General features: G+C 67.8%; 15 protein-coding genes and 1 tRNA gene. 5 read left to right on the forward strand and 11 right to left on the reverse strand.

What is annotated here, in order from left to right:
* The first annotated feature begins 40 nt into the window (after positions 1-40).
* Complete coding sequence (locus ABZ470_RS33580) at positions 41-460, forward strand: hotdog fold thioesterase (RefSeq protein WP_362916463.1); 420 nt, start codon at positions 41-43, stop codon at positions 458-460.
* Positions 461-688: 228 nt separating this feature from the next.
* On the opposite strand, the gene ABZ470_RS33585 is transcribed toward ABZ470_RS33580, so the two are convergent.
* The 3 genes from ABZ470_RS33585 to ABZ470_RS33595 are packed head-to-tail and all read right to left on the reverse strand — an operon-like array spanning position 689 to position 3,168.
* Positions 689-1,474, reverse strand: coding sequence for an amino acid ABC transporter ATP-binding protein (locus ABZ470_RS33585; protein ID WP_352009079.1), 786 nt, complete (start codon positions 1,472-1,474; stop codon positions 689-691).
* Entirely contained in the window at positions 1,471-2,322 is an 852-nt protein-coding gene (locus ABZ470_RS33590) for an amino acid ABC transporter permease (protein ID WP_362771587.1), read from the reverse strand. The genes ABZ470_RS33585 and ABZ470_RS33590 overlap by 4 nt, the downstream gene beginning before the upstream one ends.
* 3 nt (positions 2,323-2,325) lie before the next feature.
* Positions 2,326-3,168 (reverse strand): ABC transporter substrate-binding protein, encoded by an 843-nt coding sequence (locus tag ABZ470_RS33595; protein WP_352009077.1) that lies wholly within the window; start codon positions 3,166-3,168, stop codon positions 2,326-2,328.
* A 341-nt stretch (positions 3,169-3,509) separates the two neighbouring features.
* Between ABZ470_RS33595 and ABZ470_RS33600 the strand changes: the two genes are divergently transcribed.
* Positions 3,510-4,061 carry a DUF4352 domain-containing protein gene (locus ABZ470_RS33600; RefSeq protein ID WP_362916465.1) on the forward strand — a complete coding sequence of 184 codons (552 nt, stop codon included), beginning with the start codon at positions 3,510-3,512 and terminating at the stop codon, positions 4,059-4,061.
* 50 nt (positions 4,062-4,111) lie between these two features.
* On the opposite strand, the gene ABZ470_RS33605 is transcribed toward ABZ470_RS33600, so the two are convergent.
* The 6 genes from ABZ470_RS33605 to ABZ470_RS33630 form a co-directional block, all read right to left on the reverse strand.
* Complete coding sequence (locus tag ABZ470_RS33605; protein WP_352009075.1) at positions 4,112-4,831, reverse strand: ABC transporter ATP-binding protein; 720 nt, start codon at positions 4,829-4,831, stop codon at positions 4,112-4,114.
* Positions 4,821-5,633, reverse strand: a complete 813-nt coding sequence (locus ABZ470_RS33610; protein WP_362771583.1) for an ABC transporter ATP-binding protein — start codon at positions 5,631-5,633, stop codon at positions 4,821-4,823. The genes ABZ470_RS33605 and ABZ470_RS33610 overlap by 11 nt, the downstream gene beginning before the upstream one ends.
* Positions 5,630-6,775 (reverse strand): branched-chain amino acid ABC transporter permease, encoded by a 1,146-nt coding sequence (locus ABZ470_RS33615; RefSeq protein ID WP_352009073.1) that lies wholly within the window; start codon positions 6,773-6,775, stop codon positions 5,630-5,632. Before ABZ470_RS33615 ends, ABZ470_RS33610 begins: the two co-directional genes overlap by 4 nt.
* Positions 6,772-7,740, reverse strand: coding sequence for a branched-chain amino acid ABC transporter permease (locus ABZ470_RS33620; protein WP_352009072.1), 969 nt, complete (start codon positions 7,738-7,740; stop codon positions 6,772-6,774). Before ABZ470_RS33620 ends, ABZ470_RS33615 begins: the two co-directional genes overlap by 4 nt.
* 160 nt (positions 7,741-7,900) lie before the next feature.
* Positions 7,901-9,079, reverse strand: a complete 1,179-nt coding sequence (locus ABZ470_RS33625; protein WP_362916588.1) for a branched-chain amino acid ABC transporter substrate-binding protein — start codon at positions 9,077-9,079, stop codon at positions 7,901-7,903.
* Positions 9,080-9,437: 358 nt separating this feature from the next.
* Complete coding sequence (locus ABZ470_RS33630) at positions 9,438-10,019, reverse strand: response regulator (protein ID WP_362916590.1); 582 nt, start codon at positions 10,017-10,019, stop codon at positions 9,438-9,440.
* Positions 10,020-10,148: 129 nt separating this feature from the next.
* Here ABZ470_RS33630 and ABZ470_RS33635 point away from each other — a divergent pair.
* The 3 genes from ABZ470_RS33635 to ABZ470_RS33645 all read left to right on the forward strand — a co-directional run bounded on the left by ABZ470_RS33635 (position 10,149) and on the right by ABZ470_RS33645 (position 11,679).
* Positions 10,149-10,224: transfer RNA gene (locus tag ABZ470_RS33635), tRNA-Leu, on the forward strand.
* Positions 10,225-10,284: 60 nt separating this feature from the next.
* Positions 10,285-11,055: a helix-turn-helix domain-containing protein gene (locus ABZ470_RS33640; RefSeq protein ID WP_362916467.1), complete on the forward strand. Its 771-nt coding sequence runs from the start codon at positions 10,285-10,287 to the stop codon at positions 11,053-11,055.
* Between the two features lie 81 nt (positions 11,056-11,136).
* A complete protein-coding gene (locus ABZ470_RS33645; protein ID WP_352009070.1) occupies positions 11,137-11,679 on the forward strand; it encodes a GNAT family N-acetyltransferase in 543 nt (180 codons plus the stop codon).
* Between the two features lie 70 nt (positions 11,680-11,749).
* Here ABZ470_RS33645 and pyk read toward each other — a convergent pair whose 3' ends face one another.
* On the reverse strand, positions 11,750-13,180 hold the full coding sequence (gene pyk, locus ABZ470_RS33650; protein WP_352009069.1) for a pyruvate kinase: 1,431 nt from the start codon (positions 13,178-13,180) through the stop codon (positions 11,750-11,752).
* A gap of 705 nt (positions 13,181-13,885) precedes the next feature.
* On the reverse strand, positions 13,886-15,538 hold the full coding sequence (locus ABZ470_RS33655) for a S8 family serine peptidase (RefSeq protein WP_362916469.1): 1,653 nt from the start codon (positions 15,536-15,538) through the stop codon (positions 13,886-13,888).
* Positions 15,539-15,541: the final 3 nt, after the last annotated feature.

Consider the following 15,541-nt stretch of genomic DNA (forward strand, 5'->3'; position numbering starts at 1 on the left):
GAAAACGCTGGTCCCGCGACAAGGAGACGCCCCCTTGACCATGACAGACCCACAGGAAGTCGCCCGGATCCTCGAAGAGACCCTCGGCGGCGCCGGTGGCGCGCTCGTCGAGCGGATGGGCATCGAGCTGACCGGGGCCTCCCCCGAGCGGGTCACGGGCCGCATGCCCGTCGAGGGCAACACCCAGCCGTACGGCCTGCTGCACGGCGGGGCCTCATGTGTGCTGGCCGAGACCCTGGGCTCGATTGGGGCGGCCCTGCACGCGGGCCAGGGGCGTGTCGCGGTCGGCATCGAGATCAGCGCCACCCACCACCGTGCCGTCAGCTCCGGCCACGTCACCGGCGTCGCGACCCGGGTGCACGGCGGCAGGAGCGTGGCGACCTACGAGATCGAGATCACCGACGAGCGGGGCCGCAGGGTGTGCAGCTCACGCCTGACCTGCATGCTGCGCGACGCCTGAACGGGAACTCACCGGTTTTCGATCATTACCCGACCTCCCCTTTTTGCACTCTTGCCACAGGAGTCGCTACGGTGGGTGACATCGATGCCCGTGGGGGAGCCGAGTAGAAAACGCGCAGGGTCGGGGAAGTCCTGCGCGGCGCCAAAGGCTCTCCCCGGGCTCGTGTTCGCTCGGCCCCGTACGGCCCGCTCCGGGCCCTTCCGGGCTCGGGCCGTACGGGGCCGAGGGTCACACGTCGGTGTGCGTGGGGTCGAGCACCCGGCGCAGGAAGCTCCTGGTCCGTTCGTACCGAGGTGAGCCGATCACCTGGTCCGGGGGGCCGTCCTCGACGATCACGCCCCCGTCCATGAAGACCACGCGGTCGGCCACGTCCCTGGCGAAGGCCATCTCATGGGTGACCACGAGCATCGTCATGCCCTCCTCGGCCAGTTTGCGCATGACCGTGAGCACGTCGCCGACCAGCTCCGGGTCGAGCGCGGAGGTCGGCTCGTCGAAGAGCATCAACGCGGGGTTCATGGCCAGCGCCCTGGCGATGGCCACCCGCTGCTGCTGGCCGCCGGACAGCTGGGCCGGGTAGAAGGCCGCCTTCTCCAGGACGCCGACCTTCGCCAGGTGCTCCCTGGCGATCCGCTCGGCCTCGGCCGCGCCGCGCCTGAGCACCCGCCGCTGGGCGATCATCACGTTCTGCAGCACGGTCATGTGCGGGAAGAGGTTGAACTGCTGGAAGACCATGCCGACACGGCGCCGGGCCGCGTCGATGTCGACGTCGGGGTCGGTCAGTTCGACGCCTTCGAGCACGACCTTGCCCGAGGTCGGCTGCTCCAGCAGGTTCACGCAGCGCAGCAGTGTCGACTTGCCCGACCCGGAGGGGCCGATGACGCACACCACCTGGCCGGGGTCGACGGCGAAGTCGATCCCCCTGAGGACCTCCAGCCTGCCGAAGCGCTTGTGCAGGTCCCTGATCTCGACCGCGTGCGCCACGGGGGCGGCCGCCTGGGTCGTCGGCTCGGTCATCGCCGTCCCCTCCCCTGCCGTCTCTCCAGCCGGTTCGCGAGGTAACCCAGCGGGATCGTGACGAGCAGATACGTGATGCCGACGACCAGGATGGGCGTGGCGTTGGCGTGTGTGGAGGCCAGGTCGTTGCCGAACTTGGTGAGCTCGACGTACTCGCTGGTCACGCCGAGGAACAGCACCAGTGAGGAGTCCTTGAGCAGGGACACGAACTGGTTGGTCGTCGGCGGGATGACGATCCGCACGGCCTGCGGGATGACGATGCTGACCGTGGCGCGGGTGTGGGACATGCCCAGCGAGCGCGCCGCCTCCATCTGGCCCTTGGGAACGGCCTGCAGGCCCGCGCGCAGCGTCTCGGCCATGTAGGCGGACCCGACGACCGTCAGGCCCAGGATGCCCTGCCCGTAGGTGTCGCCGGGCACCTGGAAGCCGGGCAGCGCCTGTGGCAGGAACAGGATGAGCAGGAAGATGAGCAGCGCGGGCAGGCCCCGGAAGACCTCGATGTAGGCGATCGCGAGCCATCGGTACGGCAGCACCGACGACATCCTCATCAGGGCCAGCAGCAGGCCGAACAGGAAGGCGAAGACGAAACCGCCGACCGAGTAGATGATCGTGTTCTTCAGCGCGACCGTGATCACCTCGGGCCACGCCTCGGCGGCGATCTCCGGCTTGGCGAAGTTCTGCGCCAGACTGTTCCAGTCGATGCGCAGGACGAGGAACACGGCCACGGCGACCAGCACGGCGTACTGGACGGCCCGGCTGACGCGTTGTCTCTTTCGCGGACTGAGCCGGGTCCTGCGGGCGCGTCCCGCCGGACCCGGTTTCTCAGCCGTCGTTGACTGGTCGGTCATGGATCAGCCGAGCTCTCCGGGCTTCTTACCGAACCACTTGACGTAGAGCTTCTCGTAGGTTCCGTCCGCCTTGGCCGTGGTGATCGCCTCGTCGACGGCCTTGAGCAGCGCCGGGTCGGCGCCCTTCTTCAGGCCGATGCCGTACTGCTCACCGGTGTCCAGGCTGGCGAGCAGCTCGAACTTGTCGGCGATCTCCGGCTTCTTCAGCCAGGCCAGCACGACCGGCAGGTCCTGGACGATCACGTCGACCTGGCCGGACTGCAGGCCGAGCAGCTCCTTGGGCGAGTCCGCGAACTCCTTGGGGTCGAAGCCGTTCTTCCTGACGTACTCCAGGCCCGTGGTCGAGGCCTGCGCGCCCAGGCGCAGGTTCTTCGCCTTGACCTCCTCAAGGGTCTTGATCCCGATGCCCTTCTTGCCGAGCAACGCCTGGGTCGCGTCGAAGTACGGAACGGAGAAGTCGATGTTGGCCTTGCGCTCGGGCGTGATGGTCATGCCCGCCGCCGCCACGTCGCACTTGCCCGCGGCCATCGCCGCGCCGCTCTTGATGACGGCGAAGTCGATGTCGACGACGTCCTGGGTCAGGCCGAGCTTCTTGGCCGCCAGGTCGACGATGTCGATGTCGAAGCCGACGGTCTTGTCCCCTTCCTTGAACTCGAAGGGCTCGTAGGGAAGGTTCGTGCAGGTGGTCAGCTTGCCAGGGTGGACCACCTTCACGCCGCCCTCCGAGGGGGCGCTCGCGGAGGAACCTCCGGTGTTCTCGGTACCGCAGGCCGCGAGGCCGAACGTGCCGGCGACCACCACCGCCCCCGCCGCGAGCACACGACGGGAAACAAAACTCAGGCCCACAAGGCCTCCTTCGGTCAGAGTCACATCGTGGACAGTTACCTCCGGGTAATACTGCCCACCCGTACGGACGTATGGATCACCGCTACAACACGATTCGGACAACAACCCCTTTCGGCGCCACCATGATCGGTATCATGCCCCACCAGGCCCTTGACACCTTCGGACGCCGAGTGGTCAACACTGCCACCCAATACGGTCCGGGACAGGAAATCACCAAGCCACAAAACGGTGCAAATATTCTATCTTCGCACTTCAGGTGGGGTAAAGGCCGCTACGAAACTCCCCGAATCCATGGGGAAGTGCATTGAGGAACAGCCCACGCCTCGGTTACCTTGCCCGGTGTGCGCAACCTCCCAAAGACGTTGACCGGTGCCGTCCTGGCCACCGCGCTCCTCACCGCGTGCTCGGGGCAGCCCTCCGCAGCCCCCTCCCCCTCGCCCACCCCCACCTACCAGCTGACGCCCCGCCCGGTACGGCCGGGCGAGCACCCGGTCGCCGCCGCGCCCGTGACGGACGGCGACATCCGCTTCCAGGTGATCGGCCTGCAGACCGGCCTGAGCGGGTTCGTCGGCAGCCACGGCGAGTGGCAGGCCAAGGGCCAGTACGTGGTCGTGCGGATCGTCGCCGAGAACCCGGGCCGCACCAACTCCCGCTTCGTCGCCGGCCGCCAGCGGCTCCTCACCGCCGACGGCACGGCCCACGCCGTCGACAGGTTCGCCCAGGCCATCAAACGCCAGCCGGACACCCTCCCGCTCGGCGCCGAGGTCAGGATCGAGATGGACCTGTGGTTCGACGTCCCCAAGGACGCGAAGATCACCGGCGTCCGCCTGTACGGCGACCCGCCCCTCGGCGTCGGCGGCACCACCCAGGGCGCGACCGTCCCCCTGGGCTAGGCCGGGCACGTCCTCGCCGCACGCGCGCAGCGAGGACGTGGAACCCCTTCCTAGGCCTCGTGCCCGAGACCGCCGCCCAGATAGGCGGCCTGCACGTCGGGGTCGTTGAGCAGGTCGGCGGCGGGCGCGCTCTTGACCACCTTGCCGGTCTCCAGGACATAGGCCCGGTGCGCCAGCTTCAGCGCCTGCTGGGCGTTCTGCTCGACCAGCAGCACCGTGGTCCCACGGCGGTTGATCTCCTCGATGATCGAGAAGATCTGCTGCACCATCAGCGGCGCCAGCCCCATCGACGGCTCGTCGAGCAGCAGCACCTTCGGCTTGGCCATCAGCGCGCGCCCGATGGCCAGCATCTGCTGCTCACCGCCGGACATCGTGCCGCCCATCTGCGTCCTGCGCTCGGCGAGCCTCGGGAACAGCTCGTAGACCTCGGCCAGGTCCGCGTCGAAGTCACCGGAACGGGTGTAGGCACCCATGAGCAGGTTGTCGTGCACCGTCATACCGGGGAAGACCCCCCGGCCCTCAGGCGCCTGCCCCAGGCCCGCCAGGACCCTCTTGTGACCCGGCATCTTGCTGATGTCCTGGCCGTCGAAGACGACGCTGCCCGACGTCAGGCCACGCAGACCGGAGATCGTCTTCAGGGTCGTGGTCTTGCCCGCCCCGTTCGCGCCGATGAGCGTGACGATCTCGCCCTCGTTCACCTCGACCGAGATGCCCTTGAGCGCCGCGATCTTTCCGTAGTGGACGTGGATGTCCTTGACCTCAAGAAGCATCTGCGGGAGCCCCCAAATACGCCTCGATGACCCGGGGGTCGCTCCGCACCTCGTCCGGCAGGCCGTCGGCGATCTTCTGGCCGAAGTCCAGCACCGCGATACGGTCGCTGATGCCCATGATGAGGCTCATGTCGTGTTCGATGATGAGAATCGTCCGCCCCGCGTCGCGGATGTCGCGGATCAGCTGCTGCAGGGCGACCTTCTCCGCCGGGTTCATACCGGCGGCGGGCTCGTCGAGCAGCAGCAGCTTCGGGTTGGTCGCCAGCGCGCGGGCGATCTCCAGCCTGCGCTGGTCACCGTAGGGCAGGTTCTTGGCGTGGTCGTTCGCCCGGTGCGAGATGCCGACGAAGTCGAGCAGCTCCATCGCCAGCGCGCGCCCCTCACGCTCCGCCCTGCGGTGCGCGGGAAGCCCGAGAGCCACGCTCAGCATGCCCGAACGGTGGTGCGCGTCCGCGCCCACCATGACGTTCTCCACAGCCGTCATGTTGTGGAACAGCCGGATGTTCTGGAACGTACGGGCGACGCCCCGCTTGGTGATCCTGAAGCGCTTGACGCCGCTGATCCGCTCGCCCTGGAAGAGGACCTGCCCCTCCGTCGGCTGGTAGACCCCGGTCACCACGTTGAAGACCGTGGTCTTGCCCGCGCCGTTCGGACCGATGAGAGCGAAGATCTCCCCCTCGCCGATGGTCAGATCGACCTCGCGCAGCGCCGTGACGCCACCGAACCGCATGACAAGACCCTGCAGTTCCAGCATCGCTCGGCCACCGCGCCCACCGGCCGTCCCGCTCACCTCGGTGCTCATCGGGAGGCCACCTCCTCACCATGCGACTCGGGACCGGACACCTCTGCGCCGAGGCTTCCCATCCCGCCCGATCCCTCTTGCAGCTCCGCCTTGCGTTGACGCGAGGGCAGCAGCCCCTCGGGCCGGAAGATCATCAGAGCGACCAGCACCGCGCCGAAGATCAGCATGCGGTAGTCCTGCAGGCCACGGAAGCGCTCAGGCAGCCACGCCACGACGAACGCACCGAGGATGACACCCGGCAGGTTGCCCGCGCCGCCCATGACCACCGCGGCCAGGATCGTCGCGGACAGCAGGAACTGGAAGTCGTTCGGGTTGATCGAGATGGCCTTGGCCGCCCACAGCACGCCCATCGCGCCGCCGATCGAGGCACCGATCGCGAAGGCGAGCATCTTGAAGCGGAACGTCGGCACACCCATGACCTCGGCCGCGTCCTCGTCCTCACGGATCGCCGCCCAGGCCCGTCCGACCCGGCTCTTCTCCCAGCGCTTCACCAGGATGATCACGATGACCGCGAGCGCGACCAGCAGGTAGTAGTAGGGCCGCGGGTCGAGCACGCCGTACTTGAAGATCGCCACGTCACCGATCGTGATGTCGGGGAAGCTCGGCGGGTGCGGGATGCCGCGGACACCGTTCGGGCCGCCGATCGCGTCGGTGTTACGCGCCGTGATCCGGATGATCTCACCGAAGCCCAGCGTGACGATCGCCAGATAGTCGCCGCGAAGCCGCAGCGTCGGAGCGCCCAGCGTGATGCCCGACAGGGCGCACAGCCCGATGCCGACGACCAGGATCAGCCAGAAGTTCCAGCCGAGCCTGGTGCCGATCAACGCCATCGCGTAACCGCCGACCGCGTAGAAGGCGACGAACCCCAGGTCGAGCAGGCCCGCCTGACCGACGACCACGTTGAGCCCGATGGCCAGCACCACATAGGTGCCGATCGGGAAGAACAGGATGCTCGCCCAGTCCGTGTAGGGCGACATGAACGAGCCGATGCTCTCCGAGGGCAGCAGCAGCGCCCCGACGATCAGGAGAACGTAGACGACCCAGCGCTGCCAGCCCGGCGTGTTCAGCCAGCGCTCGTGTACGGCGTCGCCGTACTGGCTGAGCCTGTGACGGAAATCTGCCAGTGAATTCTTCTGGTTCATGCGCGCGCCTGCTGGAGTGATTCACCGAGGATTCCGGTGGGGCGGAACATCAGGACCAAGACGAGGATGCTGAAGGAGATCACGTGCTTCCAGTCGGAGCCCGCGAAGATCGCCCCGTAGTTCTCCACGAGGCCGAGCACCACACCGCCCACCAGAGCACCGCGCAGGTTGCCGATGCCGCCCAGGACCGCCGCGGTGAACGCCTTGATCCCGAAGAGGAAGCCGATGTAGTAGTACGTGTTCTCGTACGAGATCAGATACAGCGCCCCGGCCACACCGGCCATGCCGCCGCCGATCAGGAACGTCATCCGGACGATCTTGTTGATGTCGACGCCCATGAGGACCGCCGCCTCCGGATCCTGCGCGGTGGCGCGGATACCACGGCCGATCTTCGTACGGTTGACGAGGGCGTCAAGGGCGATCATCATGCCGACCGCCGCCACGATCACCAGCACCTGGTCCGCCCGGACCGAGTGGCCGAAGATCGAGAAAAGCTCGTTCCGTTCCATCAACCGGGGAAGGCCCATCTGGATGCGGCCTTGCTGCGGGCGGTTGAAGACGTTCGGAATCACCAGGAGCGCGAACAGCTCCTGCAGGAAGATCGAGGCACCGATGGCCGAGATGAGCGCCGCGAGGCGGGAGGCCCCACGCTTGCGCAACGGCCGGTACGCGATCCGCTCCAGCGCCACCGCGGTTCCCGCGGAGGCGAGCATCCCGGCCACGACCATCAGCAGGATCACCCCGGCCAGCGCGATGCCGGTCAGAGGTGAACTTATGCCGAACACGAACGGGACGAACATCGCGCCGAAGGTCCCGATCATGAACACTTCCGAGTGCGCGAAGTTGATCAGACGCAGCACGCCGTACACCATGGTGTAGCCGAGCGCTATCAGGGCGTAGATCGAACCGAAGGCCAGGCCGTCGATTGTGGCCGGCCAGAACTGATTGATGAAGTCATTGAGCACTAGGGTTTACCACTTCTAGCGGGGGTCGCCTGCACTGCCGGTAGCACACCGCTTCCAGCAGAACCTCGTGGACTCTGGTGGAAGTACACAGAAAGCGGGACCGCGCTTCGGCGATCCCGCTCCCCGTGCGCCAACTACCTTCTCTTCTCGCGGTCCGTCCCTAGCCCAGCTTGGCCTCGGTGGCCTTGCCCAGCAGCGTGATGGCGCCGCCCTTGACCTGGTAGATGTAGATGTCCTTGGCGACGACCTCACCGTTGTCGCCGAACTTCACCTGCTTGGAGACACCGGCCAGGTCAACGGTCTTGATGAACTCGTTGATCTTGTCGGTGGTGGTGTTGCCCGCCTTGACCGCCTCGACGAAGACGGACGCGGCGTCGTAGCCCTCAGAGGCGTAGATCGCCGGGTCGGCGTTGAACTTCGCCTTGTAAGAGTCGGCGAAGCTCTTCACCTTCGGGTCGGTGACATCGGGGGTGGCGATGTAGCAGGGGCAGCCGACGAGGGCGCCCTCGGCGTTCTGCGCGCCGGCGCCGTCGATGAGGCCCTTGTCCAGCGAACCGTCGCCGGAGAAGAACTTCGCGTCCTTCACGCCCTTGTCACGCAGCTGCTTGAGCAGGTTGCCGCCCGCGGCGTAGTAACCACCGAAGAAGATCGCGTCAGGCTTGGCCGCCGCGACCTTGTTCACCACCGAGGAGAAGTCGCTCTCGGCCGGGTCGAGTGAGTCGTTGGTCAGCTTCACACCCTTGGTGCCGAGCTGCGTACGGACCGCGTCGGCCAGCGGCTTGCCGTACTCCGACTTGTCGTCGATGACGAAGACGTTCTTCGCACCCGCCGCACCCGCGATGAAGTCCGCGATACCGGGACCCTGAACACCGTCGTTCGGCAGCACACGGTGCCAGAACTTCCAGCCGTTCTCCGCGAGCTTGGCGTTCGTCGCCGAGGCCGTGATGCTCGGAACACCCGCTTCTTCGAGCACCGGCGCGACCTGCGCGGACTCACCGGAGAACGCCGGGCCGATCAGGCCGGCGACCTTGTCGCTCTTGATGGCCTGCTGCGCCAGCGCGACGGCCTTGGAGGCGTCACCCTGGCTGTCGTACTTGACCAGCTCGATCTTCACAGCCGGGTTCGTCTTGTTGTACTCGTCGACGACGAGGTTCGCGCCGTTCCACGGCGGAATGACGATACCCGCGTTGGCGCCGGTCAGGTCACCCATGAAACCGATTTTGACGGTCCCGGCAGCGGAGGCGGCGGAACTGGAGCCACCGTCCGACTGCGGGGTCCCAGAGCCACTGTTACCACAAGCAGCGAGACCGAGGGTGAGCGCCACACCGGCAGCGAGCACTCCACCGAGGCGAGCAGTCTTGGGCCGCAAGGTTGCCTTCCTTTCGCCCGACCCCTCATGGGGAGCGGGTTCACAGATGCCCTCCCTGACGGAGTGGCCAGGGGGTTGTGTCGGTTAGTACAGCCAGCGGATGTCACGGGTCGATACAGGACAGGCCACCGTAACTATTTCGTTATTACACCGATTCTTTTCAGCTATAACTGACAAAAGTCATGGTCACCACGCGCATCACCACCCTCACATAGATCACTTCGAAGATGCAAAAGCCCGCGTCAGACCGGGGTCACCGGAGCCGCGCGGGCTTAACAAACAGGAAACCTTCCTAAAGGAAGAGGGGCCTCCCCACCGGGCCCACCCCTCACTCCCCCGGCGCACCCCCGGCCCCGGACACCCCGTCGACCACGATCTGCGCCACCTGACGCATGCTCAACCGGCGATCCATCGACGCCTTCTGAATCCACCGGAACGCCTGCGGCTCATTCCACCCGTGCTCCGACATCAACAGGCCCTTCGCCCGCTCGACCAGCTTGCGCGTCTCCAGCCGATCAGAGAGCGACCCCACCTCCCGCTCAAGCGCCACGATCTCCTCGTGCCTGCTGACCGCCATCTCGATCGCGGGCACCAGATCCGACTTCGTGAACGGCTTCACCAAATACGCCATGGCCCCGGCGTCCCTCGCCCGCTCCACCAGATCACGCTGGGAGAACGCCGTGAGAATCAGACACGGGGCGATCCGCCGCGACACGATCTGCTCGGCGGCCGAGATTCCGTCCAGGATGGGCATCTTCACATCCAGGATCACCAGATCGGGCCGGTGCTCGGCGGCCAGCGCGACGGCGGCCTCCCCGTCCCCGGCCTCCGCGACGACGGCGTACCCGTCCTCCTCCAGCATCTCCTTCAGGTCGAGGCGGATCAGAGCCTCGTCTTCCGCGATCACCACTCGCCGCTGCGTACTCACGAGCAAGAGAGTACCGATGTCCGCTAGATTAGAACCACGCCGGTGCCCACAGCCGATCCAGTTCTGGGTAAGCTCACCACCGGCACACAATCCGGACAAGTCCGGAAATATGCCCTGATATCCCAACGGCAGAGGAAATGGTCTCAAACACCATCTAGTGTGGGTTCGAATCCCACTCAGGGCACCAAAGGTCAGACCCCTCGGCGCACCGCGCGTTTTTGTCGCACCCTCCTGCGAAACTCTCCGCATGTATCACCTCACTGTGCGTCAGAGAGTGCTCCGGCTGCTCGATTCCGGGCAGACCATAAGCTCGGTCAGTCGCCAGACGGGTGTTTCCCGGGCGACGGTCAGGCAGTGGCGGGACCATCCCGACCGTCCGCCCTCCCGTACGGCCTCGTGTCCCCGGTGTCAGGAGATCCCGCAGCCTCCCACACCCGGTGACGTCTACGCCTACCTTCTGGGCCTTTATCTCGGTGACGGCTGCATCAGTGCCGTCGGAGACCCCGCGAAACAGGTGTGGTCACTACGGATCATGTGCGCGGACGCCTGGCCCGGGCTCCAGGAGGAGTGCGTCCAAGCCCTCACCGTCATCAGACCGGGCAACAAGGTCCGCAGGCTCCCCCGCCAGGGATGCACAGAGATCAACTGCTTCTCCAAGCACTGGCCTCACCTGTTCCCCCAGCACGGGCCGGGAAAGAAACACGAACGCCGGATCAGTCTGGAGAGCTGGCAGCGAGAGATCGTCGAGGCCAATCCCGGCAGCCTTGCACGGGGCCTTTTCCACTCCGACGGATGCAGATCGAACAACCGGGTCCGGCGAGAGTTCGGCGGCCGGTCACAGTGGTACGAATATCCGCGCTACCTCTTCGTCAACGAATCCCGTGACATTCTCACCCTCTGTGAGGAGACCCTCGACATGCTCGGGGTCGCCTGGAGTCGTCCCAAGCCGAACACCGTTTCCGTCGCCCGCAGGGAGGCCGTCGAGAGGCTGGACGAGTTCGGCGGCCCGAAGCACTGACGGTCCGCGTGGACGACTTGCCGCTGAGGGGAGGCATCGGGAAGAGTCGGCGGTTGCGGCCCTTCGATCTGAGAGGCAGACATGACTGGTGGTGTCGTCCCGGGGGAGCTCCGCCTGAGCGGGCACGGCCTGGTGTTGCGGGAGTGGGAGGACGATGACCTGGAGACGATGGTCGGCCTGTTCGACGATCCCGAGGTGGCCTACTGGACGCCTCTGGTCTCCCCGTTCGATCTGGAGGCCGCCCGGCTCTATCTGAAGCGTGCGCGGGAGCGCCGGGCGGCGGGGCAGGCCGTCCAGCTGGCCATCACAGAAGGCTCGGGGGCGGCGCTGGGTGAGGTGCTGCTGATGTGGAGCGAGCCCGGTTCGGGGGTCGCGGAGATCGGTTACAGCGTGGGTGCGGCCCATCGGGGGCGTGGGCTGGCGGTGCGGGCGGTGCGGGTCATGACGGAGTTCGCCCGGGGCACGCTGGGGATCGACCGGTTGCTGCTGGAGATCGAGAAGGAGAACACGGCGAGCGCGGCGGTGGCGGGTGCGGCGGGTTACTCCCTGACGGAGGCGCCGCCGATTCCCGGTGAGGAGAAGGGCAGGAGGTTGTTCCTGCGGACGTGGGAGTACGACGGTTGACCCGCCGTTGGCCCACGATGCCGGTACGGCGGGCGTCGGGGCGCCGGCCGTACCGGTTGGGTGCGGTTGGTCAGGCGGGGTGGGAGACGGCCGCGCCGATGGTGTGGACGCGCAGGGCGTTGGTCGAGCCCGCGGTGCCGGGAGGGGACCCGGCGACGATGACGACCTTGTCGCCCTTCTCCAGGCGGGCGTTGGCGAGCAGGGAGGCCTCGACCTGGCGGACCATGTCGTCGGTGTGGTGGACGAAGGGCACCTCGAAGGTCTCCACGCCCCAGGTGAGGGCCAGCTGGTTGCGGACGTGGGGGGCGGAGGTGAAGGCGAGCAGCGGGATGGGCGAGCGGTAGCGGGCCAGGCGGCGGGCGGTCTCGCCGGACATGGTGAAGGCGACGAGGGCCTTGGCCCCGACGATGGCGCCGACCTCGGCCGCGGCGCGGGCGATGGCGCCTCCGGTGGTCTCGGGCAGCCGGTCGAGGCTGTGCGTGGCGTGCAGGGAGGTCTTCTCCGCGGCGACCGCGATGCGGCTCATGGTCTGGACGGTCTCGATGGGGTAGTTGCCGACGGAGGTCTCGCCGGAGAGCATGACGGCGTCGGCGCCCTCCATGACGGCGTAGGCGACGTCGGAGGCCTCCGCGCGGGTCGGGCGGGGGGCGGAGATCATGGAGTCGAGCATCTGGGTGGCGACGATGACCGGCCGGGCCTTCTCGTGGCAGAGCTGGATGGCGCGTTTCTGGACGATCGGCACCTCTTCGAGGGGTAGTTCGACGCCGAGGTCGCCGCGGGCGACCATGATGCCGTCGAAGGCCTCGATGATCTCGGGGAGCCGTTCGACCGCCTGGGGCTTCTCGATCTTGGCGAGCAGCGGGAGGCGGACGGCTTCCTGTTCCATGATGTTGCGGACGACGTCGGCGTCCGAGGGGCGCCGGACGAAGGACAGGGCGATGAGGTCGAAGCCGGTGCGCAGGGCCCAGCGGAGGTCGGCCTCGTCCTTGTCGGTGAGGGCGGGGGCGCTGACGTTGACGCCGGGCAGGTTGAGGCCCTTGTTGTCGGAGATCATGCCGCCGATGATCACGCGGGTGGTCACGCGGGGGCCGTCGATGCGGGTGACCTCCAGGTGGACGCGTCCGTCGTCGACGAGGATGCTGTCACCGGGGCGGACGTCCTTGTGGAGGCCGAGGTAGGTGGTCGAGACCTGTTCGCGGTCACCGGGGACGTCCTCGGTGGTGATGGTGAAGACGTCTCCGAAACCGAGGCGGACGGGACCCTCCTCGAACTTTCCGACGCGGATCTTGGGGCCCTGCAGGTCGGCGAGCACGCCCACACCGCGGCCGAGTTCGGCGGCGGCCTCCCTCACCCTGTCGTATACCTCTTTGTGCAGTTCCTGGCTGCCATGGCTGAGGTTGAAACGAGCCACGTCCATGCCTGCGGCGATGAGTTCGCGGAGGCGTTCCGGGGAGGAGGTGGCGGGGCCGAGGGTACAGACGATTTTTGCGCGACGAGTCACGGGTCCCACCCTAATTGGTACAGACCACTTGGTCGTTACGTTGGCCGGAGCAGGGGTGAAAAACTCGATGACATCGTGTCACCGGTGCGGACCCGGGTGTTCCCGTTGAACGCCTGTGGGGGTCGGGGGCGTTGAGGCGGCGGCCCGGAGTCGTGGCCTGTGAACGCGGGCGCGGACCATGATGGCCGAGGGGTCTCGGTCGCGGCGGTGCCGTACGGCCGGGCGTCGGGACCGGCCGGGTACGGCGATCTCCATCCGGCCGGCGGGATGAACCCGTCGGACGTCTTCGGGGCGTCCGATTCGATCGGTGCTGGTCCTGCCGTACGTGGTCGAGGGGGGTTCGCGGTCGTCGTGCCGCACCGGCGGCGGTGAGCTGTGACGGCGCTCCGGCCTGGTGCCCGTGTGCGGCGACGCGGGCGGTCAGGGGCCTGACCCGCCTGCCGGTGGGGGGTGCGCTCGCCGGACCGGTGTTCACGGTGGAGGCGCTTCAGGCGTGGCCGGTGGCCGGGCCGTTGGATGGGCGGGTTCCAAGGCGGGGCTCGTTGGCGGCTGCGGGACCCCGGGACCCCGGCGGCGGGGTGGCCGGGGGCCTGTGCACGATCGGCGCGATCGGGCCCTTCTGGGGCCTGGGCGGACGCGGCTCCGCCTCGGCCCAGGCGCCCTCGCGGGGCGTCACCGGCCCGTGTGGGTGTGACGCCCGGAACGTCAGGGGGCGATGGTCGCGGCCTTGGCGGCGTCGACGATGCCGCGGCCGTAGAAACCGTTGCGGGACTTGGAGCCCTGGCAGGTGTGGGCGGCCTCGTCGCCGAAGCCCTGGTAGACGTAGCGGCGGGGCTTGGGGCAGGAGGTGCGGGTCGCGCTGGCGTAGAGCAGCCGTTCGACGTCGGCGGGGCGCATGGTGACGCCGTCCTTGGACGGTTTGCCGAAGCGGCTGATGATCACGGCGGCGACGCCGGTGGCGTGCGGGGCGGCCATGGAGCTGCCGGCGAGGTACTGGTAGTAGGCGCAGGTTCCCGCCTTGCAGTCACGTACGACGGAGCCGCTGCGCGGCTTGCCGTCGGCGTCGATGAGGTGTTCGGCGCGGAGCACGTTTTCCGGGGCCGCCGCCAGAACGGTCCTGGTGATGTCCTGGCCGCTCTCGCCGTCGGCGGCGTCGCCGCCGGGGGCCGCCAGGTCGGTCTGTTCGAGGCCGTAGTCGGAGTAGGAGGCCTTGCGCTTGGTCGGGCCGACGGCGGAGACCGAGATGACGCCCTTGGACTCGGCGGGGACGCTGAGGCAGGAGTTGCCGATCTTACGGGTGCGCTGCGCGTCGAGGGGGTAGTCGGGGCTGATGAGGTCGGTCTTCGGGTTTCCGAGGTCGGTGGCCTCGTTGCCGATGGCGCTGATCAGGGTGACGCCGTGTGCGCGGGCGTAGTCGAGGGCGCGCTGCATGCCGGTGATGACACCGCGCTGTTCGAGTTGTTCCGCTTTGGAGTCGCGGGGGTTGGCGGTGCAGTTGAACAGCCACGGGTCGATGTAGTAACTCATGTTGACCACGTCGATGCCGTTGTCCGCGGCGTAGGTGAGGGCGTCGATGCTGGGTTTGAGGAAGAACATCCCGGAGTCCTGGCCCGCGCGGAGGTTGACGAGGGAGACGCCGGGGGCGACGCCTGCGACGCCCAGACCGTTGATCGGGGAGGCGATGGTGCTGGCCACGTGGGTTCCGTGGCCGTCGTCGTCCCGGTCGACGGGGTCCTTGCAGCCCTTGAACTCGCAGGGGCCGTCGAGTTCCTTGCCGTTGGGGTCCTTGGGGATGTCGGTGACGAAGTTGCGGCTGAGGTCGCGGTTGAAGTTCGGGGCGATGTCGGGGTGTTTGCCATCGATGCCGGTGTCGATGACGCCGACCAGCACCCGCTTGTCGCCGGGGGCGGTGGCGTGCGATCCGGTGGCGGTCGCGCCGATCATCTTCATGTCCCACTGCCGTCCGGCGAGGGGTTCGCCGCCGCTGAGGGCGATGGTCCTGATGTCGGAGACGTTGACCCCGGTCGCCGTGGCGGGGACGGAGGCGGCGTGGCCGATCCTGCGGTCGCCGGAGACTCCGGCGACGGAGGGGGCACCGGCGAGGCTCTCCACGAAGCCGGCGGCGGGACCTCTGGCGACGACGTAGCCGAGTTTGGGTTCGGTGGAGAGCGGGGCTCCCCCGGCCTCTTCGATGGCCTTGACCGCTCCGGTCCGTGCGCCGTCGGCGTAGAAGACGAGGTAGTCGCGCAGCGCCCCGCCGCCGGCCGTGGCCTGGTTCGCGGGGGCGGCCGCGGTGAGACCCGCAACCACGGCGACGACGGCTGCCGCCCCGGTCAGGCGTGCGCGCCAGCGGTTCATCGA

Source organism: Streptosporangium sp. NPDC020072, assembly GCF_040631445.1.
Taxonomy (GTDB): Bacteria; Actinomycetota; Actinomycetes; order Streptosporangiales; family Streptosporangiaceae; genus Streptosporangium.